28 protein-coding genes are annotated in these 25,084 nt (G+C 63.1%); 12 read left to right on the top strand and 16 right to left on the bottom strand.

From position 1 onward, the window contains the following. Positions 1-48: 48 nt before the first annotated feature. Together prpC and prpB are read right to left on the bottom strand one after the other, a co-directional pair. On the bottom strand, positions 49-1,212 hold the full coding sequence (prpC, locus tag ACMGG9_RS05950; RefSeq protein ID WP_164107248.1) for a 2-methylcitrate synthase: 1,164 nt from the start codon (positions 1,210-1,212) through the stop codon (positions 49-51). A gap of 33 nt (positions 1,213-1,245) precedes the next feature. After that, positions 1,246-2,136 carry a methylisocitrate lyase gene (gene prpB / locus ACMGG9_RS05945; protein ID WP_043137053.1) on the bottom strand — a complete coding sequence of 297 codons (891 nt, stop codon included), beginning with the start codon at positions 2,134-2,136 and terminating at the stop codon, positions 1,246-1,248. A 244-nt stretch (positions 2,137-2,380) separates the two neighbouring features. On the opposite strand from prpB, the gene prpR reads away from it, so the two are divergent. Next, positions 2,381-3,982, top strand: a complete 1,602-nt coding sequence (prpR, locus tag ACMGG9_RS05940; protein ID WP_164107247.1) for a propionate catabolism operon regulatory protein PrpR — start codon at positions 2,381-2,383, stop codon at positions 3,980-3,982. A gap of 3 nt (positions 3,983-3,985) precedes the next feature. Here prpR and ACMGG9_RS05935 read toward each other — a convergent pair whose 3' ends face one another. Beyond that, positions 3,986-4,894, bottom strand: coding sequence for a DMT family transporter (locus ACMGG9_RS05935; RefSeq protein WP_414161970.1), 909 nt, complete (start codon positions 4,892-4,894; stop codon positions 3,986-3,988). Between the two features lie 136 nt (positions 4,895-5,030). On the opposite strand from ACMGG9_RS05935, the gene ACMGG9_RS05930 reads away from it, so the two are divergent. Beyond that, the gene (locus ACMGG9_RS05930; protein ID WP_042783967.1) at positions 5,031-5,465 is read left to right on the top strand and encodes an Lrp/AsnC family transcriptional regulator; all 435 of its coding nucleotides are present in this window, start codon (positions 5,031-5,033) and stop codon (positions 5,463-5,465) included. Here the strand turns inward: ACMGG9_RS05930 and dinG are convergent, their stop codons facing one another. The 4 genes from dinG to ACMGG9_RS05910 form a co-directional block, all read right to left on the bottom strand. Then, the gene (gene dinG / locus ACMGG9_RS05925; protein WP_213587346.1) at positions 5,466-7,664 is read right to left on the bottom strand and encodes an ATP-dependent DNA helicase DinG; all 2,199 of its coding nucleotides are present in this window, start codon (positions 7,662-7,664) and stop codon (positions 5,466-5,468) included. A gap of 66 nt (positions 7,665-7,730) precedes the next feature. After that, a complete protein-coding gene (locus tag ACMGG9_RS05920; protein WP_147880343.1) occupies positions 7,731-8,123 on the bottom strand; it encodes a tautomerase family protein in 393 nt (130 codons plus the stop codon). After that, positions 8,113-8,445 carry a carboxymuconolactone decarboxylase family protein gene (locus ACMGG9_RS05915; RefSeq protein ID WP_042783964.1) on the bottom strand — a complete coding sequence of 111 codons (333 nt, stop codon included), beginning with the start codon at positions 8,443-8,445 and terminating at the stop codon, positions 8,113-8,115. Before ACMGG9_RS05915 ends, ACMGG9_RS05920 begins: the two co-directional genes overlap by 11 nt. A 123-nt stretch (positions 8,446-8,568) precedes the next feature. Further along, positions 8,569-9,225 (bottom strand): glutathione S-transferase family protein, encoded by a 657-nt coding sequence (locus ACMGG9_RS05910; protein ID WP_094144109.1) that lies wholly within the window; start codon positions 9,223-9,225, stop codon positions 8,569-8,571. Positions 9,226-9,465: 240 nt separating this feature from the next. Here ACMGG9_RS05910 and ompC point away from each other — a divergent pair, with 240 nt between their 5' ends. From ompC to ACMGG9_RS05895, 3 genes are all read left to right on the top strand, one after another. Further along, positions 9,466-10,563, top strand: coding sequence for a porin OmpC (ompC, locus tag ACMGG9_RS05905; protein WP_033637639.1), 1,098 nt, complete (start codon positions 9,466-9,468; stop codon positions 10,561-10,563). Between the two features lie 179 nt (positions 10,564-10,742). Beyond that, positions 10,743-11,591 carry an N-acetyltransferase family protein gene (locus ACMGG9_RS05900; protein ID WP_414161969.1) on the top strand — a complete coding sequence of 283 codons (849 nt, stop codon included), beginning with the start codon at positions 10,743-10,745 and terminating at the stop codon, positions 11,589-11,591. Positions 11,592-11,606: 15 nt separating this feature from the next. After that, on the top strand, positions 11,607-12,437 hold the full coding sequence (locus tag ACMGG9_RS05895) for a 5'-nucleotidase, lipoprotein e(P4) family (protein WP_197751784.1): 831 nt from the start codon (positions 11,607-11,609) through the stop codon (positions 12,435-12,437). A gap of 3 nt (positions 12,438-12,440) precedes the next feature. Here ACMGG9_RS05895 and ACMGG9_RS05890 read toward each other — a convergent pair whose 3' ends face one another. The 3 genes from ACMGG9_RS05890 to ACMGG9_RS05880 form a co-directional block, all read right to left on the bottom strand. Next, on the bottom strand, positions 12,441-12,959 hold the full coding sequence (locus tag ACMGG9_RS05890) for a GNAT family N-acetyltransferase (protein WP_172756124.1): 519 nt from the start codon (positions 12,957-12,959) through the stop codon (positions 12,441-12,443). A 2-nt stretch (positions 12,960-12,961) separates the two neighbouring features. Beyond that, entirely contained in the window at positions 12,962-13,531 is a 570-nt protein-coding gene (locus ACMGG9_RS05885) for a helix-turn-helix domain-containing protein (protein WP_414161968.1), read from the bottom strand. 134 nt (positions 13,532-13,665) lie between these two features. Continuing rightward, entirely contained in the window at positions 13,666-15,120 is a 1,455-nt protein-coding gene (locus tag ACMGG9_RS05880) for an MFS transporter (RefSeq protein WP_089194438.1), read from the bottom strand. Between the two features lie 103 nt (positions 15,121-15,223). Here ACMGG9_RS05880 and ACMGG9_RS05875 point away from each other — a divergent pair, with 103 nt between their 5' ends. The 4 genes from ACMGG9_RS05875 (at position 15,224) to ACMGG9_RS05860 (ending at position 17,861) form a co-directional block, all read left to right on the top strand. Next, complete coding sequence (locus tag ACMGG9_RS05875; RefSeq protein WP_033642364.1) at positions 15,224-15,877, top strand: helix-turn-helix transcriptional regulator; 654 nt, start codon at positions 15,224-15,226, stop codon at positions 15,875-15,877. A 177-nt stretch (positions 15,878-16,054) separates the two neighbouring features. Further along, positions 16,055-16,549 (top strand): DUF2878 domain-containing protein, encoded by a 495-nt coding sequence (locus ACMGG9_RS05870; protein WP_033642363.1) that lies wholly within the window; start codon positions 16,055-16,057, stop codon positions 16,547-16,549. A 108-nt stretch (positions 16,550-16,657) separates the two neighbouring features. Further along, a complete protein-coding gene (gene yedA / locus ACMGG9_RS05865) occupies positions 16,658-17,581 on the top strand; it encodes a drug/metabolite exporter YedA (RefSeq protein ID WP_033650530.1) in 924 nt (307 codons plus the stop codon). A 103-nt stretch (positions 17,582-17,684) separates the two neighbouring features. Then, positions 17,685-17,861: a hypothetical protein gene (locus ACMGG9_RS05860; RefSeq protein WP_004939348.1), complete on the top strand. Its 177-nt coding sequence runs from the start codon at positions 17,685-17,687 to the stop codon at positions 17,859-17,861. Here the strand turns inward: ACMGG9_RS05860 and ACMGG9_RS05855 are convergent. After that, on the bottom strand, positions 17,849-18,760 hold the full coding sequence (locus ACMGG9_RS05855; protein ID WP_198808992.1) for a LysR family transcriptional regulator: 912 nt from the start codon (positions 18,758-18,760) through the stop codon (positions 17,849-17,851). The genes ACMGG9_RS05860 and ACMGG9_RS05855 overlap by 13 nt on opposite strands. 98 nt (positions 18,761-18,858) lie before the next feature. Here ACMGG9_RS05855 and ACMGG9_RS05850 point away from each other — a divergent pair, with 98 nt between their 5' ends. From ACMGG9_RS05850 to ACMGG9_RS05840, 3 genes are all read left to right on the top strand, one after another. Next, positions 18,859-19,188, top strand: a complete 330-nt coding sequence (locus tag ACMGG9_RS05850) for a hypothetical protein (RefSeq protein ID WP_414161967.1) — start codon at positions 18,859-18,861, stop codon at positions 19,186-19,188. Positions 19,189-19,222: 34 nt separating this feature from the next. Beyond that, entirely contained in the window at positions 19,223-19,603 is a 381-nt protein-coding gene (locus ACMGG9_RS05845; RefSeq protein ID WP_004939357.1) for a MarR family transcriptional regulator, read from the top strand. Between the two features lie 106 nt (positions 19,604-19,709). Next, positions 19,710-20,429, top strand: a complete 720-nt coding sequence (locus tag ACMGG9_RS05840; protein WP_116286529.1) for an SDR family oxidoreductase — start codon at positions 19,710-19,712, stop codon at positions 20,427-20,429. Positions 20,430-20,435: 6 nt separating this feature from the next. Here the strand turns inward: ACMGG9_RS05840 and ACMGG9_RS05835 are convergent, their stop codons facing one another. From ACMGG9_RS05835 to ACMGG9_RS05815, 5 genes are all read right to left on the bottom strand, one after another. Continuing rightward, positions 20,436-21,197, bottom strand: coding sequence for a phosphate/phosphite/phosphonate ABC transporter substrate-binding protein (locus ACMGG9_RS05835; protein WP_089191356.1), 762 nt, complete (start codon positions 21,195-21,197; stop codon positions 20,436-20,438). Between the two features lie 28 nt (positions 21,198-21,225). Continuing rightward, positions 21,226-21,999, bottom strand: coding sequence for an ABC transporter permease (locus tag ACMGG9_RS05830; RefSeq protein WP_414161966.1), 774 nt, complete (start codon positions 21,997-21,999; stop codon positions 21,226-21,228). Beyond that, the gene (locus tag ACMGG9_RS05825; RefSeq protein WP_047572208.1) at positions 21,996-22,931 is read right to left on the bottom strand and encodes an ABC transporter ATP-binding protein; all 936 of its coding nucleotides are present in this window, start codon (positions 22,929-22,931) and stop codon (positions 21,996-21,998) included. The genes ACMGG9_RS05830 and ACMGG9_RS05825 overlap by 4 nt, the downstream gene beginning before the upstream one ends. Beyond that, a complete protein-coding gene (locus tag ACMGG9_RS05820; RefSeq protein ID WP_072628081.1) occupies positions 22,928-24,088 on the bottom strand; it encodes an ABC transporter permease in 1,161 nt (386 codons plus the stop codon). The genes ACMGG9_RS05825 and ACMGG9_RS05820 overlap by 4 nt, the downstream gene beginning before the upstream one ends. Before the next feature lie 61 nt (positions 24,089-24,149). Then, positions 24,150-25,079 (bottom strand): ABC transporter substrate-binding protein, encoded by a 930-nt coding sequence (locus ACMGG9_RS05815; protein WP_033650522.1) that lies wholly within the window; start codon positions 25,077-25,079, stop codon positions 24,150-24,152. Positions 25,080-25,084 lie beyond the last annotated feature (5 nt).

The raw sequence follows: 25,084 nt of genomic DNA, 5'->3' as shown, positions 1-25,084 counted from the left end.
TGATTCCCAAAGGCTCCAGAGTGAAAACGACACGATAACGACCGGCGCTCAGCGCTGATCCAGCGGTACGAAGGCTCGCGCTTCCGGCCCGGTATAGTTGGCGGACGGGCGAATGATTTTGTTGTCCTGCCGTTGCTCAATGATGTGCGCCGACCAGCCGCTGACGCGCGCCATGACGAACAGCGGCGTGAACATTTCGGTGGGCACCCCCAGCTGGTGGTAAGACACCGCCGAGAACCAGTCGAGGTTGGGGAACATGTTTTTGGTGTCGCGCATCACGCTTTCCAGCCGGTCGGCGATGTCATACAGCTTCATCGCGCCCGCGTCCTGCGACAGGCGCAGCGCGATCTCTTTGATCACCTGATGGCGCGGATCGGAGACGGTATACACCGGGTGCCCGAAGCCGATCACCACCTCTTTGTTGTCGATGCGGCGGCGAATGTCGGCTTCCGCTTCGTCCGGCGTTTCATAGCGTTGCTGGATCTCCAGCGACACCTCGTTGGCGCCGCCGTGCTTCGGCCCGCGCAGCGCGCCAATGGCGCCGACGATCGCCGAATAGACATCGGATCCGGTGCCGGCGATCACCCGGCCGGCGAAGGTCGAGGCGTTGAACTCATGCTCGGCGTACAGGATCAATGACGCGTGCATCGCCTGCTCCCAGCAGGCGGAAGGCGTTGCGCCGTGCAGCAGGTGCAGGAAGTGGCCGCCGATGGAATCGTCGTCGGTCTCCGGCTGAATGCGCTCGCCGTTGTGGCTGTAGTGATACCAGTAGAGCAGCATCGATCCCAACGACGCCAGCAGCCGATCGGCGATGTCGCGCGCGCCGGCCGCGCCGTGCTGCTCTTTTTCCGGCAGCGTGCAGCCGAGGGCCGAAACGCCGGTGCGCATCACGTCCATCGGGTGAGATGCCGCCGGCAGCGCCTCCAGCACCGTGCGCACGCTGGCGGGCAGGCCGCGCAGCGCCTTGAGCCGCTGCTTGTAGGCATGTAGTTCGTCGCGGTTGGGCAACTTGCCGTGGATCAGCAGATGGGCGACCTCTTCAAACTCGCAGTGGCGCGCGAGGTCGAGAATGTCGTAACCGCGGTAGTGCAGATCGTTGCCGCTGCGCCCTACGGAACACAGCGCGGTATTCCCGGCGGGCACGCCGGATAACGCCACGGATTTTTTCGGCTTAACGCCAGTCGGGCTTTGCGGGGGGATCGCTTGGCTCATACTGTCCTCATTTAGCTTCTGCGTGAATGGCGCTTATTCGTCGCGTTGGCGAGCGAACAGAGCGTCGAGTTTCTCTTCGAACAAATAGTAGTTGATGCTTTCATACAGCTCGTTGCGGGTCTGCATGGTGTCGATGACGTTTTTCTGCGTGCCCTCCTCGCGCAGAGCGCGGTACACCCGCTCCGCCGCCCGATTCATCGCCCGGAAGGCCGACAGCGGATACAGCGCCATATCCACCCGGGCGCTGCGCAGCTCCTCGGTAGTGAACAGCGGCGTCGCGCCGAATTCGGTGATGTTGGCGAGGATCGGCACCTGCGTCGCTTCGGCGAAGCGGCGGTACATGCCCAGCTCGGTGATCGCTTCCGGGAACAGCATGTCGGCCCCGGCCGCCACGTAAGCCTGAGCGCGCTCGATGGCCGCCTCCAGCCCCTCCACCGCCAGCGCATCGGTGCGCGCCATGATCACGAAGTCCGGATCGCTGCGCGCATCTACCGCCGCCTTGATGCGATCCACCATCTCTTCGGTGGAGACGATGGCCTTATTGGGCCGATGGCCGCAGCGCTTGGCGCCGACCTGATCTTCGATATGCAGCGCCGCCGCCCCGGCCTTGCTCACCGAGCGCACCGTGCGGGCGACGTTGAACGCCGATGCGCCGAAACCGCTGTCGACATCCACCAGCAGCGGCAGCGGGCAGACATCGGTGATGCGGCGAATATCGGTCAACACATCGTCCAGCGTCGAAATACCCAGGTCCGGCAGCCCCAGCGAACCGGCCGCCACGCCGCCGCCGGAAAGATAGATGGCCTGGAACCCCGCCCGCTGGGCCAGCAGGGCATGGTTGGCGTTGATCGCGCCGGCGATTTGCAAGGGTTTTTCTTTACTCAGGGCCTGACGAAAGGCGAGCCCGGGTGAGCGCAGCGTCATGACGTTCTCTCCAATTAGCTAGATGGAACAGACAGAGCAAGGGGCGGGCCAGGTTGCACTTTGGCGAGGAAAAAATTAAAAGCGATAAAAATAAGTGAGTTATAAAATTCGCATCGCCATTGGGCATACCAAGCGATAAAAAACGTTTCAGTTAACGTTTCAATCTCGGTTTCAGTCGGCATATTTGAAACATGACTGAAACAAGGCTACACCTAATGCAGCCACTTTCATTCGGTAACCCACCATGAGCGATCACATCACGCCGCCCCGCACGCCGGACAAACCGGTGATCTGGACCGTCTCCATCACCCGCCTGTTCGATCTGTTCCGGGATATCAGTCTCGAGTTCGACCATCTGGCGACCATCACCCCGATCCGCCTCGGCTTTGAGGAGGCGGTGCAGCATATCCGCTCTCGCCTGGCTAGCGAGCCTTGCGACGCCATCATCGCCGCCGGCTCCAACGGCGCCTACCTGAAAAGCCGCCTGTCGGTGCCGGTCATTTTGGTCAAGCCCGGCGGCTTCGACCTGCTGCAGGCGCTGAGCCAGGCGCGCAGAACCGCCGATCGGATCGGCGTCATCACCTATAAAACGCCCCTGCCCGCGCTGATGGAGTTCCAGCAAACCTTCGATCTGCCGCTGGAGCAGCGCAGTTACGTCACCGAAGAGGACGCGCGCGGCCAGATCGCCGAGCTGAAAGCCGCCGGCATTCAGGCGGTGGTCGGCGCCGGCCTCATCAGCGATCTGGCGGAAGAGGCCGGGCTCACCGCCATTTTTCTCTATTCCGCCGCCACCCTGCGCGCCGCCTTCAGCGACGCGCTGGACGTGACGCGCCTGATGCTGGGCGGCGCCAAACGCGGCGGCGACTACGCCGCGCGCGATACCCTGCAGCCGCGCTATGGGCTGAGCGATTTACAGGGCGACTCCCCGCAGATGGAGCAGACCCGGCGCACCATCATGCTGTACGCCCGCTCGCCGGCGGCGGTGTTGATTGAAGGCGAAACCGGCACTGGCAAAGAGCTGGCGGCGCAGGCGGTCCACCGCGAATACTTTTCCCGGCGCGGCGCGCCGTCCAGGGGCGCGACGCCGCCGTTCGTCGCCATCAACTGCGGCGCCATCGCCGAATCGCTGCTGGAGGCGGAGCTGTTCGGCTATGAAGAAGGCGCCTTCACCGGTTCACGGCGCGGCGGCCGACGCGGGCTGCTGGAAACCGCCAACGGCGGCACCCTGTTTCTGGATGAGATCGGCGAAATGCCGCTGCACCTGCAAACCCGGCTGCTGCGGGCGCTGGAAGAAAAAACCATCACCCGGGTCGGCGGGCAACAGCCGGTAAAGGTCGACTTTCGCGTCATCAGCGCCACCCACACCCGCCTGGAGCAGGCGATTCAACAGGGCGATTTTCGCGCCGATCTGTTTTACCGCCTGAGCGCCCTGCGGCTGCAGCTGCCGCCATTGCGGGCGCGCGGCAACGATATCGCGATGCTGGCGGAACACTTTCTGAAACAGTCGCTGGCGGCGCTCGACGTGCCGCTGACGGAGCCGCTGCGCGCCGCCCTGGCCGGGTGTTACGCCGCGCTGGGTCATTACGCCTGGCCCGGCAACCTGCGCGAGCTGCGCAACATGATGGAGCGGGTGGCGCTGATGCTGAGCACCGGCGTCGCGCCGAGCGGCGAGACCCTGCAGTGGCTGCTGCCGGAGCTGGCGGTGGCCCCGCCGCCCGAGACGCAGGCGGCGCCCATCTCCGCCCACGAAGCCCTGGCGCGGTGCGGAGGCGACCACGCCGCGGCCGCCCGGTTGCTTGGGATCAGCCGCACCACTTTATGGCGCCGGCTGAAAAAACCGAACTGAGCATCAGCCGGCGCGCCGGCCATCCGAGGCCGGCAGCAGTCGCGCTCGCCGATCGCCCAGCAGGTTCATGCCCGCCGCCGCCAGCAGGATGATCGCCGTCCCCAGCAGTTGCCATGCCGACAGCCGGTGGCCAAACGCCAGGCGATCCACCAGCATGGCGGCGATCGGGTAGATGAACGACAGCGAGCCGATCAGGTGGGTCGGCAGCTTCTGCAACGCGCCGTACATCAGCACGTACATCAGGCCGGTATGCAACACGCCGAGCGTCGCCAGCATCCCCCACTGGCCCACGCTGGCCGACGCATGAAAATCCACCAGCGGCAGCAGCATCACCGCCCCTACCGTTACCTGGATCAGCGCAATAAGATGCGGCGGCGTGCCCTTCAGCCGCTTGGCCGCCAGCGCCATCAGGGCGTAGAAAAACGCCGCGCCGAGCGCCAGCGCGATGCCCGCCAGATAATGACTCTGCTCCCCCGCCTGCCGCGGCTGAGCCAGCACCACCAGCATCATGCCGCCGAACGCCAGCCCCAACCACAGCAACTTGTGGGCGGTCAGCCGTTCCCCCAGAAACAGCGCCCCCAGCCCCACCAGCATAAACGGCTGGGTGTTGTACACCGCGGTGGCGATGGAGATAGAGGCATAGGAATAGGCGGCGAACAGCAGCAGCCAGTTGATCACCAGCGCGACGCCGCCGGCGATCGCCAGCAGCAGCGTGGCACGCGTCAGCGCATCGCGGCGCAGCTGGCCCAGCGCGCCGCACACTGCCAGCAGCACCAGCGCCCCCACCGCGCAGCGCCAAAACACCACGTTGATAACCGGCTGGCCGGACATCAGCACAAACCAGCCGATGGAGCCGGAAATCAGCATCGCCGCCGCCATCTCCAGCGAGCCGTGTTTTATCTCTGCATTCATTCTGCGTTCCTCAAAGCTTGCCCAGAGACATAGCTTGCGGCTTCGCAGGGCGGCTTTCCATAGCATAAAAAAGGCAGATATGCTTAACTGCCTTTTTCTCGCAGCTACAATCAAGAAAACACCTAACGGAGGCGTTATGGATGATATCGATCGCCAAATCCTGACCATTCTGGCGGAAGATGCGCGCGCATCGTTGAAGACGCTGAGCGCGCAGGTGGGCCTGTCGTCGCCGAGCACGTCGGAAAGACTGCGGCGGCTGGAGGAAAGCGGCGTGATCCAGGGCTATACCCTGAACGTCAATCTACAGGCGGTGGGTTACGCCTTTCAGTCGCTGGTGCGCATCAAGCCGCTGCCGGGCATGCTGAAGAAGGTCGAACAGCTGATTCAGGCGATCCCGGAAGTGGTCGAATGCGATAAGGTGACCGGCGAAGACTGCTTTATCGTGCGGCTGGTGGCGCACTCGATGGAACAGCTCGACCACACCCTCGATCGGCTGGCCGAACACGCGCAGAGCAACACCTCGATCGTGAAAACCACGCCGGTCAAGCGCCGCCTGCCGCCGCTGCTCTGATCAACGCCGCCGTTTGCGGGCGAACGAGTTGCCGCGCTTCTTCTCTTTTTTAGCCGCGTCGGCGGCGGATTTCAGCGCCGCCAGATGCGCCTTGTCGGCCTCCGGCACCGCGCGCTGCTCAATCGGGAACACCGGCAACGACGCCAACAGCCGCGAACCGTAGTTTTTGGTCAACAGCCGGCGATCGTAGATCACGATCTCGCCGTAACATTGGTTGCTGCGGATCAGGCGGCCGACCTGCTGGATCAGGTTGAACGAGGCGCTCGGCAGGCTCTGCACTTCGAACGGATAACGCTTCAGCGATTTCAGCCACTCGCCTTCGGTGATGATCACCGGGCTGTCGATCGGCGGGAACGCGATTTTGTGAATATGCACCTGGGTCAGCAGTTCGCCTTTCAGATCCAGCCCTTCGGCGAACGATTGCAGCCCCACCAGCACGCTGGCGACGCCCTTCTCCACCCGCTTGCGGTGCTCTTCCACCAGCCGGTAGCGCGGCTGGTCGCCCTGCACCAGCAGCATCAGCCGCAGATCGGTCACGTAGCTGAGGAAAGTCTGCATCGCCCGGTGGCTGCTGAACAGGATCAGCATGCCTTTGTGCTTGCCGCTCGCCTGCTCGGCGCGGAAAAACCGCGCCATTTCCTCAAGGTGCTCCGCCTCATTGGCGAGCGCCGGTTCGTAGCGCATCTGCGGAATGACAATCTTGCCCTGTTCGACGTGATTGAACGGCGATGAGAGCGTTTCGAAGCGATCGCCGGCCTTCTCGCTCAACCCGCTCATCTCTTGCAAACGCGCGAAGCTGTTCAGTGAACGCAGCGTGGCCGAGGTGACCACCACGTGCGGCACCTTGCGCCACAGCAGCTTTTCCAGCTGATCGCTGACGCGAATGCCGACGCAGTGCAAATACAGATGGGTGACGTTATCGCGCAGTTCGCGCGTGACCCATTTGGAGATCGGCGCGTTGGACGACTTGTCGAGCGCCGCTAGCCGCCACAGCTTGCTCATCGCCTCCAGATAGCCCAGCGTGCGGCTCATCTGAATGATCGAGCGGTGCAGACGCATGATGTCGTGCTTGCCGGTCTGTTCGGTAAGATCGTTAAGCACGAACTCCGCCAGCCCGCGCAGCGCATCGGTCAGTTTGAACAGCCGCGCGCAGCTCTCCACCATCTCCCCGGGCAGCTCGCCCATTTCAAAACGGTGCTCGGCCGCCACGCTGTCGCCGGGCAGATAGGCGCTGACCTGATGCTCGAAGATCTGCACCAGCTCGCGCAGCTCCTCGCAATGGTTTTTCAGCCGTTCGCTGTTGGCCAGCCCCGGCGGATTCTTCGGCCGGTACTGCGTCATGCACTGTTCGACCTGGCGCACGATCATGTCCAGCTGCAGGTTGGTCGACAGCGCGGTGATTTCCCCGTCGATCTCCAGCGCGTCGCGCGCCACCTCCGGCAAATGGTGGCCTTCGTCCAGCACCAGCAGCAGCTCTTTCGGGTTCGGCAGCACCGATTCCGTCTCCAGCGCCGCCATCACCAGCGCGTGATTGGCCACCACCACGTCGGCGCTCTCGATCTCTTTGCGGGCGATATAGAACGGGCATTCGCGAATGTAGTGACAGTTGCGCCCCAGGCAGTTGGCCTTGTCGGTGCTCAGCTTGGCCCACAGCGGATCGTCGATGCTCTGCTGATAGTGATCGCGCAGCCCGTCCCACTCAAAGCGGGCCAGCGCCTTGGTCAGCTTCTGACACAGCGCCTGCTCTTCACCGCTGGACGGCGCCAGCTCGTCGTCGAGAAACAGCGTCAGATCGCCCTGTTGGCTAACGTCGGTGCTCATCGCCGCCAGATTGCGCGGGCAGACGTAACGCCCGCGGCCAAAGGCGCCGGTAAATTTCAGATCGGGAATAATCTTCTTCAGCAGCGGCAAATCCTTGCTGTAGATCTGATCCTGCAGCGCCACGTTGGCGGTGCTGACCACCAGCGGTTTGCTCTCCGCCCGCCCGACGGCGATGCCCGGTATCAGGTAAGACAGCGTTTTGCCGACGCCGGTCGGCGCCTCGATCGCCAGATGGCGCGGGTAGTCGCCGGCCAGCGTCTTCGCCACCTCGGCGATCATCTGACGCTGGGGCGCGCGGGAAATGAAATCCGGTATTTGCTGCTGCAGGGCTTTGTACCACTGGCCAATCTGATCTTTAACTGCGGAGGAGAGCGCCATTCAACTCTTATCTAAACGAAATGATGGCGCTATTGTCCCACAGACCGCCGGCGACGTCAGCCCGAGTTACGCCTGCGGATCGATCATCGAGGCGCGACCGCCGCCGAACGACCACTCGTCCAACTGGGTGGTGGCGATCACCACCATCACATCCTCGGGGTTCAGCCGCAGCTTTTCCATCAGCAGCGCCGCCAGCCGTCGGTAGAAACGCCGCTTGGTGTCGCTGTCGCGCGGCCGCCCGGCGGTGATGTAAAACAGCACGAAATCCGCGCTGCGCGGCCCGCCGAGATAATCGCGATCGTAGATAAGCTCACCGGGGCGGTATTGATCGATCGCCTGAAATTTGTCCGCCGGCGGCACCTCGAAGGCCTCCACCAGCGCCTGATGCAGGCTGTCGGACAAGGTTTGCAGGTAGTCGGCGGATTTGCCCTGATGCAGGGCGATGCGGCTAAACGGCATGGGGCGCCTCCGGTTCCAGCTCGCGCAAGCGCGCCACGGCCGACGCCGCCGCGGGCCAGCCGGCGTAAAACGCCAGGTGGGTTATGAGCTCAGCCAGCTGCTGATGCGCCACGCCGTTGCGCTGCGCCAGCTGCAGATGAAACGGCAGTTGCTCCAGGCGGTTGAGCGCCACCAGCGCGGCGACGGTGATCAAGCTGCGCTCGCGCGGGCTCAGCTCTGGCCGCTGCCAGACATCGTCAAACAAGACGCTGTCGCTGAGCTGTGCCAGCTTGGGGGCGATATCGCCGAACGCCTGTTGTCCGGCCCGGGATTCTGATTGCATCACACTCTCCTGTCAGTTGCGGATAGCCTTACGCTACCCGCCGACGAGGCGAGTGAAAATCGGGATTTTCGGCAGTCTCGGTTCAGAAAAACGGGAGGGTTCCCCGCCGACGGCGGGGAGATATTACGATTCCAGCGGCGCAACGCCGTCGAAATGGGCGCTCAGCAGCGCATTCAGCTCCGGCCGCTGCTCCACCCGTTCGGCGATGGCGTAAAGCCGCGGGCAGTGTTGCCGGAACCACGCGCGCCCCGGCCGCCAGTTGCACATCACCGCCACGTACAGATCCAGCGCGCTGAAGCTCTTGCCGAGAAACCACGGGCCGGCGGCGCCGGCGGCGGCGTTCAACTGCCGCAATAAACGCTCGCGATAGCTCATCACTGCGTTTTTCAGCTGTTCCGCCCCTTCCGTTTTCGGCTGCCAGCGCTGCGGATGATCGGCATAGGTGAAAGTGGGATAAATCTCCGCGTTGATGAACAACAGCCAGCGCAAAAAGCGCGGCAACAGCGGCGAGCCGCCGGGCGGCGCCAATTCGGCGTGCGGCGCGCGATCGTGCAGCAGCAGGATAATCGCCGCGCTCTCCGTCATCACTTCGTCATCAGGCAGCACCAGAGTGGGGACCTGACCGAGCGGGTTCAACGCCAACAGGCGATCCCGCTCCGGGCCGTCCTGGGTGTAATCCACTTCCTCGTAGCCCCAGGGGAACGCGGTCAGCACCAACGCGGCGGCCACGATGGTCGAGCCACACCCCTGCGTACCGAACAATGTATAAGTATCGTGCATGATTCCTCCGGAAACCGATCAGGCTATCGGTAACTGTAGACCAGCCGCCGACCGTCGGTTGCAGAAAAAATTCACCCTTTGCGCGACTTTTTTAATCGTTCGACATGAAAATGAATTTTTTGTCATAAATAGATCACATTACTACGGTAAAAATTCTCCGCCGCCAACAACCGGACGGCACAGTAAAGCAGCAATGCAACTGATGATAGCGTCTTTTAATCGAATAAAGCAGGGTAACCCATGAAACGTAATCTTCTGGCCGTTATTATTCCGGCACTTTTACTTGCGCAAGCGGCACAGGCAGCAGAAATCTACAATAAAGACGGCAACAAACTCGATTTTTACGGTCGTGTGAAAGCCCTGCATTATTTCTCCGATGATGCCGGCAACGATGGCGATAAAACCTACGTCCGTATCGGCTTTAAAGGCGCCACCCAGATTAATGACATGCTGACCGGTTACGGCCAGTGGGAATATCAGATCGCCGCTAACCATTCTGAATCCGACGGCACCAAAGACACTAAAACGCGTTTGGGCTTCGCCGGTCTGAAATATAAAGACCTCGGTTCTTTCGACTACGGTCGCAACTACGGCATTATTTACGACGTCGGCGCCTGGACGGATATGCTGCCTGAATTCGGCGACGACGCGTACGTCAAAACCGACAACTTCATGAACGGCCGCACCAACGGCGTCGCCACCTACCGCAATAACAACTTCTTCGGTCTGGTCGACGGCCTGAAATTCGCCGTCCAGTATCAGGGCAAGAACGAAAACGACGGCCGCTCCGCCAGCAAGGCTAACGGCGACGGCTGGGGTCTTTCCTCCAGCTATGAAATCATCGACGGCCTGAGCGTGGGCGCCGCCTATGCCTCTTCCAACCGCACCGCCAGTCAGAAAGCGGGCACCTTCGGTAAAGGCGACAAGGCCGATATCTGGGCCGCCGGTCTGAAGTATGACAACAACGATGTCTACCTGGCCGCGACCTACTCGGAAAGCCGCAACATCGCGCCAATTTCCGGCACCGCCACCATCAATAACCGCTCCACTTCCGTCAGCGGCTTCGCCAATAAAGCCGAAGGCCTGGAACTGGTTGCGCAATATCAGTTCGACTTCGGTCTGCGTCCATCGCTGGGCTACGTTCAGCAGAAGGGTAAAGATATTGAAGGCATCGGCGATACCGACCTGGTGAAATATATCGACGTCGGCGCGTACTACTATTTCAACAAGAACATGTCGACCTATGTGGATTATAAAATCAACCAGCTCGACAGCAATAATAAGCTGGGTCTGAAAGACGACAACGTGATTGCCGTCGCCCTGACCTATCAGTTCTGATGTGATGAATGAATAACCACCACTGCAAACTTTAGCGTCACTTGATACCCAGAGTTTTATTTCGCCGGGCGGCTGCGTCCGGCTTTTTTGTTTTTATTTTCCCCGCCGGCGAATGCCCCCGCTTGCCTTGCCAAACAAACGGGTCTACATGTATAGCTTTCCCCCGAGCGGAATCAGCCATGCATAACGACGGTCGGTTTAACTATCACAACGCCGTGCGCTACAGCAGCGACGAACTGGCGAACATCCTCAACCACTGTTTTGAAAACTACATCGTGCGTTTCGTCCTCGACGGGCCGACCTTCGCCGCCCGCTTCGGCGCCGAAGATCTCAGCCTGAACGACAGCCTGATCGTCACCCATCGCAATGAACCGGTGGCGGTGGCGCTGATCGCCCGCCGCGGCCGGCACAGCCGGATCGCGGCCTTTTCCGTGCGCCCGGAGATGCGCGGCCAGGGGCTGGGCAAGGCGCTGATGCAGCGGCTGGTGGCGGATGCCCGCCAACGCGGCGACCATCGGCTGTCGCTGGAAGTGATCGAAGGCAACGACGCCGCGCTGGCGCTGTACCATCGCGCCGGGCTGCGCATCGTGCGCACCCTGACCGGCCATCAGGCGCCGGCGGAAGTGCCGCCAGGCACGGCGGCGCTGCAGGCGGTCGATCCGCTGACCGTCAGCCATCGCCTGACGGCGGAAGGCGCCACCGACCTGCCCTGGCTGATCGCCCCCGAATCGCTGTTCAAACTGCCGGGAAAACCGCGCGCTTATACCCTCGAACGCCAAGCCTATGCCGTGGTGATGCCCGGCGCCGAGCACTGCTGGCTGCGCCTGATCTACGTGCCGCCGCAGCATCGCGGCCAGGGGCATGCCCGCGCCTTGCTGGCCGCTCTGCAAGCGCAGTTCGCCCCTTTGCCGCTGACCGCCAACGTTTTTGTGCCCGAGGTGGCCGCCCCCTTCTTTACGCATCTTGGCTGGCGGCAGGATCCCCTGCGTCAGTTCGAGATGGATATGCTGCTGGACAGTCCACAATAAAAAAGAGAGATAACAATGGCAGGAAAACAGGTACGCACACTCACCCTCGGCGCGGCGATGGGCGTCACGCTGCTGGCCTTGACCGGTTGCGCGCAGCCGCCGCACGCCGACGCGCAGGCCCAGCAGCGGTTGGCGGATCAATCGGTGCTGGCGGTCAACTGGTTCCAACAGTCCGGCGAATACCAGGCGCTGGCGCATCAGGCGTTCAACAGCGCGCAGCGCGCCTTCGATCAGGCCAGGGCCGCGCCAGGCCGTAAAAAGGCGGTGGTGGTCGATCTGGATGAAACCATGCTGGATAACAGCGCCTACTCCGGCTGGCAGGCGCAGCAGGGCAGACCGTACGACGGCGCGACTTGGGCCAAATGGACGCAGGCCGAACAGGCCGCCGCGGTGCCGGGCGCAGTGGCGTTCGCCCGCTATGTTAACGCCCATCAGGGGACCATGTTCTACGTGTCGAACCGTAAACAGAGCGACTACGCCGCCACGGTGGCCAACATGCAGAAGCTCGGTTTCACCGGCCTGTCGGCAAAAACCGTGCTGCTCAGCACCGACACCGCCAATAAACAGGCGCGCTTCGACGCCATCAAACAAGCCGGCTATGACATCGTGGTGTACGCGGGCGACAACCTGAACGACTTCGGCGCCGCGACTTACCACCAGGACAATGCGCAGCGCCGGGCGTTCGTCAGCGAGAACCAGGCCAAGTTCGGCACCGAATTCATCGTGCTGCCCAACCCGATGTACGGCGACTGGGAAAGCGGCCTGGCTCGCGACTACAACAAGCTGACGCCGCAGCAAAAGCTGCAGGTGCGCCAGCAGGCGATCAAAGCCTGGCGCGGGCGCTAACCCTCACAGCAGTTTGTACATATAGCAGGTGGCCTCCAACGCCCCGCCGTCGCTGGCGCGGGCGTATTGCGGGATGTCGCCCGCCGCCTCGAACCCCAATTGACGGTACAGCCCCTGCGCCGCGCTGCCGCTCAGGGTATCCAGCACCAACAGGCTGCGGTGATGACGCGCCGCCAGCGCCTGCACTTCCTGCATCAACAGCCGGGCGACGCCCTGCCGCCGCGCCTGCGGGTGCACCATCAGCTTGACCACTTCCGCCCGGTGACGGCCGTTGTCCGGCATCGCCAGTAACAGCTGCACGGTGCCGACCGGCCGGCCGTTCGCGAGCGCCACCAGCATCGCACGCTCTCCCCGCGCGATGGCCGGCAGCAACCCCTGCCAAAACGCCTGCGCCTGCGTCAGCGTGAAAGGCATGACAAAACCGATGCTGGCGCCGTGCGCCACGCTGGCGTGCAGCATTTCGGCCAATTCGGCAATGGCGCTTTGCGCCGCGCCGGCGTCCCACTGTTGCAATTCAATCATGGCTATGGCCTGCAAATAACGAGGGTGTAATGGGCCGGCTCATCGCCGGGGACATGGAAACGGGAGGCGCCGAACAGGCGGTAGCGCAGGCAGTCGCCGGATGATAACCGGAAAACACGCCCTTCCAGCGTCAACTCCAGCTGTCCGGACAGCAGCCAGAGATGGTGCTCCAGCGCCGGAATCGACGGCAGGTCGTAATCGATCTGCGCGCCGGCATCAAGCCGGGCTTCGATAAATTCAGCCTTATACAACGCAGCGGGGGGAGAAACAGAGCGACGGTGAAAACCGCTGGCGCGATCGACCCGCACCGGTTGCTGCTGCGGCCGCAACAGCTCCGGCGGCTCGTCTTCGATCTCGCTCAGCAGGCGCGACATGGTCAACCCATAGGCGGCGCACAGCCGGTTCAGCAACGACGCCGTCGGGCTGGTCTCGGCGCGCTCCACCCGCGAGAGCGTCGCCCGGCTGAGGCCAGTGCGCTGCGCCAGCTCCTCCAGCGACCACGCCCGTTGCTGGCGCAAATCCGCCAGCCGCTGCGCCAACCTCAGGTCGGCATTGTCCAGACCGTTATCCATCGTTCACACTCCGCTTGAAAATCCCATATAAGAGAAATAATCTCAAATTAGAGATATAGCAAGCAAATTTTAACAATGTCGCGCAGGAATAACGCCAGGATCACCGCAAACATCGCCGAATGAGGAGAAGCGTTCTAGCACTCGCGCGAGGACGGGTTGGGTACAAAATTGCCCGTCTCGGCGGCCGGCGGCGCGATCGCGGCGCAGCGCCAGGCGCTGAATACCGCCAGCAGCGGCGCCAGCGCGAACGCCAGGAACAGCCAACGCGCCGCCGATGCCGCGCCCGCCGCGCCGCCCGGATCGTTCAGCCCCGCCAGGTTGGCGATCATCCCCGCCAGCGCCGCGCCGAATGCGGTGGCGAACAGCTGCACCGTGGTGATCGAGGCGCCGGCGATGTCTTTGTCCGCTTCAGGCGCCACCTGCAAAATGCGCGTCAGCAGATGCGGCCAGCCGAAGCCGATGCCGAATCCCACCAGCGATAACGCGATGACGATCGGGGTCAGCGCCTGCCAGTGACCGCCGGAGGGCGTCGGCATCAGGATCGCCAGCGCCAGCAGGCCCACCAGCACGAACAGCGGCCCGCTGACGATCGCCCGGCGAATGCCCGCCCCGCGCCAGCCGGAGCTGAGGATTTCGGACAACGTCCAGCCGGCGGCCATGGTCGCGGCGATATAGCCGGAGATCAGCGGCGACTGGCCGTGCAGCAACTGCAGGAAATAGGGCACGAAGATTTCGCTGGTCATGCCGATCACCAGCAACGACACCGTAATATAGAGCGCCGCCAACGATGAGCCGCGCCGCAGCGCACCGTGCGGCAACAGGCGCGCGCGCGAGCGCGCCTCGCGCTTCATCAGCCAGGCCATCAGCGCCAGCGAAAGCGCGATGCCCGCCAGGTTGATCCAGACGCTGTGCGCCAGGCTGCCGGCGGACACCACCAGCACCGCCACGGTCAGCAACAGCAGCTGCGCGGTCGGCAGCGGCGCGGCTGCCTGCTGCGCCTGGCCCTTGGGCAGGATCAGGAAGGTAAACGCGGCGTACAGCGCCATGATCGGCAGCAGAATGCCGAAGGCCCAACGCCAGGCGTGCAACTCGGCGAAAATGCCGCCTACCGCCGGGCCAACCAGCGTGGCGATGCCCCACATCGCCGAGATAAGCGCCATGGCGCGCGGCCACAATCGCTGCTCGAACACCAGATTGATCATCGCGTAGGAGAGCGCAAAGATCAGCCCGCCGCCGAACCCCTGCACCGTGCGGCCGATCAACATCACCGGCATGCTCGGCGCCAGCGCGCACAGCCCCGCTCCGGCGATGAAAAACAGCGAAGCGACCAGATAGGCGTTGCGCGCGCCGTAGCCGCTGAGCAAGCGGGCCGACAGCGCGGAGCCGAGGATCGACGCCACCACGAACAGCGTGGTGTTCCAGGCATAGAGATCCAGACCGCCGATATCCTGCACCACCGAGGGCAGAATGGTGGTGGCGACCAGAATATTGATGGCATGCAGCGCCACGCCAAGCGAGAGCGCGATCGCACTGGCCGCATTTTTGCCGGAGAAAAGGTCGCTCCAGCGGCTATCATCATGGGTTATCACGGTTGTTGTCCTGTTTTCAGAGGAATGGCATTGAGTTGGTCATGAGATTGCGTTAAATTTAACAAGAGTTATCTTGGAATAAGTTAGGGCGAGGCGGAGAAATATGTCAAGAATAAACTTGGAAAATGGCGGCAGCACCGCACAATCGGTCAGTGACCGTTTGCTGACGCTATTGAAGACCCGCGGCCCGCAGCAAGCCTCAGACGCAGGAAAAGTGCTCGGCACCACCGGTGAAGCGGCCCGCCAGCAGTTCGTCAAGCTGGCGAAAGAGGGGCTGGTCGAAGCGATCGCGGAAACGCGCGGCGTGGGCCGCCCGGTGCAGCTGTGGCATTTGACTGCCGCCGGTAACGCACGCTTTCCGGACACCCATGCGGATCTGACGGTGCAGCTGCTGCGCACCGTGCGTGACAAGCTGGGTGAACAGGCGATCGACCTGCTGATCGAGACCCGTGAGCAGGAAAACCGCATCAACTACAAGCAGGCGATGATCGGCGCCACCGATCTGCGCGAACGCGTGGCGCGCCTCACCGAGATCCGCTGCCGCGAAGGGTATATGGCCGAATGGCGTCAGGAGGAAGACGGCGCCTATCTGCTGGTGGAAAACCACTGCCCGATCTGCGCCGCCGCCACCGTCTGCCAGGGCTTCTGCCGCGCTGAGCTGAGCATCTTCACCGAAGTGCTGCAGGCGCAGGTGGAGCGCGCCGAACACATTCTGGCCGGCTCTCGCCGCTGCGCCTACCGGATTTCTCTCTTGTAACACCGGTTTTTGCCCGCGTTTTCAACCGGTACAGATTATTCTGCTTGTGCACCCCGCACCTTCCCTTCTAAGGTTGAATTATCGAATATTCAGGCAAACAACGGGCCCCGCGCCCGTTCTGACACCTCCGTCGGCGCGCTGCGCACGGCGGCAGAGTAACCCCACGGGAGTTGAACGATGAAGAAGCCGCATGCCGGATTCTGGCTGGCGACGCTGGGGCTGGGCGTCTGCTGGCTGCTGGCGCTGCTGACTCGCGATCGGCTCAACGGCATACTGCTGGCCGGTGCGGCGCTGGCGCTGATCTTTACCCCCGCCGCCCGCCGCAAGGGCGCCGCCCTGGCCGCCTTGGGCGGCATCGGCATGGATGGTCTGTGGAGCTACAGCGGCGTGCTGCATTACAGCGGGCAACACGGCCTGCCGCTCTGGACCATCGCGCTGTGGATCGGCTTCGGCTGCTGGTGGTATTGGCTATTGGACGTGGTCAGAGCGGCGCCCTGGCCGCTGGCGGTATTGGGCGCCGCCCTCGGCCCCTTCGCCTACGCCGTGTCCTGGAAACTGGACGCCCTGCTGCCCGGCATGCCGCCGGAGTTCATGCTGCTGCTGCTGGCCATCGGCTGGTCGATTTATCTGCCAGCCGTCAGTTGGCTGCAGTGGAAACAGCAAGGCCATTGAACGGCTTTCGGCCGCCGGAAAAATAATGCCGCAGGCCATTGCTTATCGGTTGCCCGATCGGGTTTACTGAGCGTTCTAATAATAATCATTCCCACAGAATACAATCCTATGCTTAGCCAACAAAGCCGTAGCGTCCTGCCGTTGATCGGGGCGTTGTTCACGTTATATATCGTTTGGGGTTCCACCTATTTCGTCATTCGTCTGGGCGTCGAACAGTGGCCGCCGCTGATGATGGCCGGGATTCGCTTTCTGCTAGCCGGCATCGTGCTGTTCAGTTTCCTGGCCTGGCGCGGCCACGCGCTGCCGACGCCGAAGCAGTGGCTGGCCGCCGGCGCCATCGGCATTCTGCTGCTGGCGGTGGGCAACGGCCTGGTGACGGTGGCGGAACACCAACACGTGCCGTCCGGCATCGCGGCGGTGATGGTGGCGACGGTGCCGCTGTTTACCCTCTGCTTCAGCCTGCTGTGGGGCATGCGCAACACCAAGCTGGAATGGGCCGGCATCGCGCTCGGGTTGGTGGGCATCGTGCTGCTTAATACCGGCAACAACCTGGTGGGCAATCCGACCGGCGCGCTGCTGATTTTGCTGGCGTCGGCCAGCTGGGCCTTCGGATCGGTGTTGGGATCGCGCATCTCGCTGCCAGCCGGGCCGATGGCCGGCGCAGCGGAGATGCTGGTCGCCGGCGTGGTGTTATTGGCAGCCAGCCAGCTGAGCGGCGAGCGCCTCGTTCAGATGCCGAGCACCGGCGGCTTTCTGGCGCTGGGCTATCTGATCGTCTTCGGTTCGATGCTGGCGATCAGCGCCTATATGTTCTTGTTGAAGAACGTGCGCCCGGCGGTCGCCACCAGCTATGCCTACGTCAACCCGGTAGTGGCGGTGCTGCTCGGCATCGGTTTTGCCGGTGAATCGCTGGCGCCGCGCGAGTGGCTGGCGCTGGTGATCATCGTTGCGGCGGTGGTGCTGGTGACGCTGGGAAAATACCTGTTCGCCCGCCCGGCCAACGTACAGGCCATCGACTGCGAACGGCGATGATCACAAAGGGCGGTCTGCGGGCCGCCGTTAAAAACGATTCTTGTTTCACCCGGCGAAGGGGCTATAATTCCCGCTGTTCCAAGCAACCTGCGAAATTATTCCTATGCTGAAAAAAGCGTTCGTCATCGTCATCGCCCTGTGCGCCTTCGGTTCTCTGGGCGGCGTATTCCTCGCCGGGCTGAACATCTACACCCGTTCCACCACCCCGCACGAAGAAAGCGCGCCTGCCGGGGATACCGCCGCCACGCCGGCGCAAACCGAAACCCTTCAGGCCAAGTGATCGTCCATCCAACGCCGGCAGCGCTGCTGTAAAAAGCGCTGCAGCTGCCTGACGCGTTCCGACACCTGCGAACGATGCGGGCAGACCAGATTGATCGGCACCGCGTCGCTGCGCCATTCCGGCAACAGTTGCACCAGCCGCCCGGCGTGAATGTCGGCCGCCACGTCGATCGCCGACTTGCGCACCACGCCGTGCCCCGCCAGCGCCCAGCGCCGCGCCACCTCGCCGTCATCGGTAAAATAGCTGCCGTTCAGCGGCACTTCGACCCCCTCCTCACCGCGCCACAGCCGCCATTCCACCTGCCGTTTGCCGCTGGGCTGATACACCAGAATGCTGTGCCGAACCAGATCGGCCGGCGTTTGCGGCGCGCCGTGACGCCGCAGGTAATCCGGGCTGGCGCAGATCAACCGCCGATGCTGCGGCAAGATCGGCAGCGCCACCAGCGAAGAGTCGGCCAGCGGCCCGAAGCGCAATGCCACGTCCACCGGTTCGCGGAACAGGTCGGCCTGCCGATCGTTGATCAGAAGCTGCAGCTGGATATGCGGATGCTGCAGGCGGAACTCATCCAGCCAGCAGAGCAGCAAATTGCGGCCAAAATCCGACGGCGCGGAAATCTGCAGCACCCCGGACAGCCCCTGATGCTTCTCGCGGATCGCCTGCTCTCCTTCGGCTAACGCGCCCAGCGCCAGGCGCGCGCTGTCGAGATAGCGAGCCCCCTCCTCCGTTAACCTCAGGCTGCGGGTGGAGCGCACCAGCAGCCGCGCGCCCAACTGCTGCTCCAGCCTTTTCACCGCAATGCTGGCCGCCGCCGGCGTCATGTCCAGCGCGCGCGCCGCGGCGGAAAAACTGCCGCCGTCCACCGTGCGGACAAACACCTCGAGATCGACAAATGAGGTCATGTATTTCCCTTCTTAGAGAGCCGGATTCACGGCGTATCGGATTGACGATAAAACGCCCAACAGTTATGATTAAATCATAATAAATGGAGCTTTGATCAATGGATGAACACAACGGACTGGACTACATCCTTAGTCTGCATGGCACGCGGGTCAATCGTGAGGATGGCTATTGGTGGAAAATCGAGGCTTGGACGGTGACCCAAACGGCCTTTATCCCTCACGGCATCCGTTACAATTTGACCTTGCATGATAACCACAATTCCCGGGTTTTTGGCATAGACAACGCGCATGCCATTAAAACACCCCGCAAAGGTAAATTTTCGGGCCGCGTCGTTTACGATCACCAACATGACTCCCCGAGGACAAAGGCTCACCCTACGAGTTTCATTCCGCCTATCAGTTGGTGGAAGATTTTTTTACCCGGATAGACGAAGTCATACGCAAGAGAGAAAACCGAGGTTGATGATGAAAGCACTGATTGGCGTGATGCCTGAAGAACTGATTCGCAAGCGCACACTGGCGATCGCAAAAGGGGAATACCAGCCACAGGAACGTGAGCCCAAAGTGTGGTTTACGTCAATGATTGCGCTGGCCCAGGTGCTCAGCAACGAGAATATTGCCCTGCTGCGTCTGATCGACACTGCCCGCCCCGAGACCATCAGCCAGTTGGCCGAACTGTCGGGGCGCCAGGTCAGCAATCTGTCCACCACGCTGAAAACGCTGAGCGGGCACGGCCTGGTGGCACTGGAAAAACAGGGGCGTTCAGTGAAACCCCGAGCGCTGTTTACCGATTTCGAAATCATCGTGGATCAGAAGCTAAACGCCCGCTTTAGCGCCGCATGATCTTTAAAAAATATTAATAAGAGTTTGTCAGCAAGGCCGATTGTTAGGTGATTTTCAATCAGGAAAGATAGATCCCGTTGAAACTTACCTAAAAAGAGGCCTTAACATGACAATTCCTGACTCCCCCCTGAAACGACAAAAGCTGGTGATCCTGGGCGGCACCAGCGGCATTGGCGCCGCGGTGGCCTACGCAGCGGCGGCACGCGGCGCTGAAGTGGTGCTGGCTTCGCGCCGCCTTCCCCACGCCGGGGAGAAAAACGACGCGCTGCATCTGATGCAGGCCGATCTGACCGATGAAGCGTCGCTGCATGCGCTGTTTGCCGCCGTCGGCGCTTTCGACCATCTGGTGATCACCGCCGGGCCGCTGGTGCAGGCGAAACCGCTGGCGGAGACTGCTTTTGAGCAGGCGCAGGCCGACTTCAACGTCAAATTCTGGGGCAGCTTGCGCGCGGTGCAGGCCGCGCTGCCGACGCTGGCGCCGCAGGGCTCCATCACCCTGACCTCCGGCCAGCTGTCGCGCAAATACCTCGGCGGTCAGTTGATCAAAACCGGCATCAACGCCGCGCTGGAAGCGGTCGGTAAACAGCTGGCGAAGGAACTGGCGCCGCGGCGGGTGAACGTGGTCAGCCCCGGCATCACCGCCACCGAAGCCTACGACGGCATGGGCGCCGCGCAGCGTCAGGCGCTGTTCGAGCGCGTGAGCGTCAGTCTGCCGGTCGGCCGGATCGGCCAGGCGGCCGACGTCGCAGCGGGTTACCTGCTGGCGATGGAGAACGGTTTCGTCACCGGCAGCGTGATCGATATCGACGGCGGCGGCCTGCTGTAACGGCGGCTAGAGCGCCGTTACGCCCTGTGCGGCTGCCTGCTGCTCCAGCACGGTGATAATCTGATAAGCCGAGCGCGGCACCAGGCTGAAATCGCCGATCAGCAGGCGGTCGCTGACCGCCTCATCCAGCATCGCTCGGGCGCCGGCGCGCAGGATGTCCACCTGTTCCGGCGGCGTGCCGGCTGCGGTGATCAGCGGCAAACCCGGCACCGCCGCCGTGCGGCCAATGATTTTCAGCCCCTCCAGCGCCTGCGGCTGCGCGCGGCGCAGCAGTTCCATGCTGATGGAATCGATGGCGGCGATATCCGCCTGCCCGCTGCGGATCAGTTTCAGCGACTGATAATGCGCCCCGGAGGCGATAGCCGCACCGAAGAATTTCCCGTCCTGCGCCAGCGGCGCGATCAGCGCGCGCAAGCCGTTGTAGCCGGACTGGGAATCGGTGCTGTTATACGCCGCCGTCCGGCCGCGAAAATCCGCCAGCCGTTCGCCGGAGTCGCCTGCGCGCACCACCAGCCAGCTGCGGTAATTAGGCCCGTCGCACCCTTCCACCCGATAATGATAGGTTCCGATCAGCTGCACCTGCGGCAGGCTGCTGACCAACGGATAACCACAGGTTTGGCTGAGCAAGAGATCCTCGCGCCGCCAATGCTGCGCCAAATCGTCCGGCCAACTGAGCCGTTCCGGCGCCGCCGGCAGCCCCAGCCGCAGCAGCTTGCCGCGCAAGACCTGCCAGAAAGCGTCGGCCTGCTCCCGGCCAACGCCGTACATCGGTAGAGACACCTGCATCATTTCCCCCTTACCCCACCGGAGTGGCCGCCAGCGTCTGCTGACGCCAGGCGGTGAGATAACGCACCCAACGTTCGAACAGCATATCGGTGATAATAGCCAACAACGCCACAACCGCCGCGCCCTGGATCACATAGGCGGTGTTAAACCCGGTTAGGCCGATGATGATCGGCGAACCGAGCGTTTTGGTACCGACGGTGGAAGCGATGGCCGCCGTGCCGATGTTGATGATCACCGACGTGCGGATCCCGGCGACAATCACCGGCGCCGCCAGCGGCAGTTCAACCCGCCACAGTATTTGCCAGGCGCTCATCCCCACGCCGCGGGCGATCTCGCGCGTGGCGGGCGGCACCGATTCGATGCCCGCCAGCGTGCCCTGCAGGATCGGCAGCAAGCCGTACAGCACCAGCGCGATGATCGCCGGCTGCTCGCTGAAGCCCATCACCGGCACCGCCACCGCCAACACCGCCACCGGCGGGAAGGTCTGCCCCACCGCCACCACCGTTTCCAGCAGCGAACGAAACTCCCGGCCGCCGCGTCGGGTCACGGCGACGCCCGCCGCCACGCCGAGAGCCACCGCAATCAGGCTGGAGATCGCCACCAGCGACAGGTGCGCCCCCACCAGCGCGATAAAGCTGTCCTGCTGATAAATGGGCCGGTCCAGATCGGGGAACCAGGCGGCAAACAGACCGCGCAGATGATCCATACCGAACACCAGCGCCAACAGCAGCGCCAGCGTCCAGGGCAGCGGATCGCGCAGCAGGCGCCAGAGACGCCCGCTCATGACAGCGCCTGCCCGGCGATCAAATCGTGGAAGTGCAGAACCCCCAACGCTTCGCCCCGTTCATCCACCACCGGCAGGCAGTCGCTGCCCCGCGCCACGAACACCGACAGCGCCTCGCGCAGGCTCATGGCAGCGGCGATCGGTTCGCCCCCGGCGACACCGGGCCGCACCCGCTCCGCCACCGTCCCCAGCGACAGCAGCTTGATGCCGCGATCGCTGCGCCCGAAGAAGTCACGCACGAAGTCGTTGGCCGGGGCGGTCAACAGCGTCAGCGGCGTGCCTTGTTGCACCACCCGCCCCTGATCGAGCAGCACCAGACGATCCGCCAGGCTCAACGCCTCGTCGATGTCGTGCGTCACCAGCACAATGGTACGGCCCGAGATCTGATGAATGCGCGCGATTTCCGCCTGCAGCGCCGCGCGGGTGACCGGATCCAACGCGCCGAACGGTTCGTCCATCAACAACACCTCGGGATCGGCGGCGAGCGCGCGCGCCACTCCGACCCGCTGCTGCTGCCCGCCGGAAAGCTGGTGCGGATAGCGGCGACGAAACAGATCCGGTTCCAGGTGCAGCAGCTCCAGCAACTCGGTAACCCGATCGCGAATGCGCGCGCGCGGCCATTTCAGCAGCTGCGGCACGGTGGCGATGTTCTCCTCCACCGTCCAATGTGGAAACAGGCCGATCGATTGGATCGCATAGCCCATGCGCCGCCGCAGATCCTGCGGTTTAAACGACTGGATCTCTTCGCCGGCAAAGAGAATCTTGCCCCGATCGTGCTCGATCAGGCGGTTGATCATTTTTAATGTCGTGGACTTGCCGGAACCCGAGGTGCCGATCAACACGGTGAATTCACCCTCGGCGATGTGCAGCGTGAGATCGTCCACCGCCGGCTTGCCCTGAAAAATTTTGCTGACTTGCTCAAAGTGAATCATCGGCGCGATACGTCCAGGATTGAAACCCAAAATTTAAATAGCGAATCGACGATGACCGCCATCATGACCACCGGGATCACCCCCAGCAGAACCAGATCCAGCGCGCTGCTGAGCAGCCCCTGAAACACGATGGCGCCAAAGCCGCCGGCGCCGATCAGCGCCGCCACCACCGCCATGCCGACGGTTTGCACCGCCAGGATGCGCACGCCGGTCAGGAACAGCGGCAACGCCAACGGCAGTTGCACGCGCAGGAAGATCTGCCCGCGCGTCAGCCCCATGCCGGTGGCGGATTCAATCACCCCGGCCGGCACGCTCTGCAGCCCCGCCACCACGCTGCGCACCAACGGCAACAGCGCGTACAGCACCAGCGCCACGATCGCCGGCGCCATGCCGATGCCGCTGACGCCGTGTTCCGCCAGCCAGGGCACCGCCGCCGCCAGCCCCGCCAGCGGCGCGATCAGCAGGCCGAACAGCGCGATGGAAGGCACGGTCTGGATAATGTTCAGCGCGGAGAAGATCGGCCTCTGCCAGCGCTCGGAGCGAAAACACAGCACCCCGAGCGGCACGCCGATCGCCAGCGCCGGCGCCATCGTCGCCAGCAGAATGGTCAGGTGCTGCAGCAGCGCGGCGTCAAACACCTCCTGGCGATTGTGATACTCCTTCAGCAGCGACAGCTGATCGAGCTGATGGCCGAACAGCAGCAGCGCCGGCGGCACCAGCACCAGCGCGTTGCCGAGCATTCGCCGCAGATGCGACGCGGTGAGGCGCGTCATGGCGTCGGCGGCGATCAGCAGGCTCAGCGCCATCGTCAGCCAGGCACCGCTGCCCCAAGAGGTGCGCGCCAGGCGCGATCCCTCCTGCGCCAGGCGTTCGGCGGCCTGTCCGCCGATCCAAAAGACCAGCGTCAGCACCCCGCAGGCGGCCAGCGCCGTCAACAGCGCACGCCCCCGCGTCGGCGGCAACAGGCTGAGGATCGCCAACGCCGCCAGCGGCAACAGCAGCCACAGCGCCGGGCCGTGCAACAGGGAGAATAAGGACAGGCTTTTACCCGACAGCAGACGATTGGGGGCATAACTGAGGAACGGCAGGCCGAAGGCGGCCAGCAGCAACAGCACGAACAGCGTTAACAACACGCGATGTTTTACGGCAATAGTCAAAGAAACTCTCCGGCGCCATCGGTTTTCCCCCTCTCCCGTAGCAAGAGGGGGCACCTCGGCGTTATCCCTTAACAAATCCTTTCTCTTTCAGGTAAGCGGCCGCCACCTGTTTGGCGTCCTGGCCTTCCACTGCGATCTGCGCGTTGAGCTTTTGCAGCGTCGGCCCGTCCAGCGAGGCGAACACCGGCTTCAGCAGTTCAGGCAGATTGGCGTGCGCTTTCAGCGCCGCTTCGCGCACGATCGGCGCCGGCGCGTAGATGGGTTGTACGCCTTTCGGGTCCGCCAGCGTCTGCAACCCCAGCGCCGCCACCGGGCCATCGGTGCCGTAGGCCATCGCCGCGTTGACGCCGGAGGTCTGCTCCGCCGCCGCCTTGATGGTCACCGCCGTGTCGCCGCCGGCCAATGACAGCAGCTGATCCTGATTCAGCTTGAAACCGTAGGCGTTCTGGAACGCCGGCAGCGCATCCGGCCGCTCGATAAACTCCGCCGAGGCCGCCAGCTTGAACTTGCCCCCGCCGTTGATCCACTTGCCGAGATCCGCCAGCGTTTTGAGATGGTTGGCGTCCGCCACGTCCTGCCGAATGGCGATAGTCCAGGTATTGTTGGCCGGCGCCGCGTCCAACCAGACGATTTTGTTTTTGTCGTAGTCGAGCTGCTTCACCTTCTCGAAGCCAGCCTGGGCGTTCTTCCATGCCGGATCTTTCTCATCGGAGAAGAAAAACGCGCCGTTGCCGGTGTACTCCGGGTAAATGTCGATCTCGCCGGAGGTAATGGCGCCGCGCAGCACCTTGGTAGTGCCGAGCTGCAGTTTGTTGGTGGTTTTGATGCCGTTGGCTTCCAGCACCTGCACGATGATGTTGCCGAGCAGCGAACCTTCGGTATCGATCTTGGAGCCGACGCGTACCGAGTCGGCCGCCTGCGCCAGGCCGCCGGTGGCCAGCAGAGCCAGCGCGATGGCAAAGGAACGTCCGCGTGATAAGGTGATTGCCATACTTT

The organism is Serratia sp. BNK-10, assembly GCF_047456065.1.
Classification (GTDB): Bacteria; Pseudomonadota; Gammaproteobacteria; order Enterobacterales; family Enterobacteriaceae; genus Serratia; species Serratia ureilytica.
The sequence above is the reverse complement of the archived record's forward strand: the minus strand, read 5'-3'. Positions and strand labels throughout refer to the sequence as shown.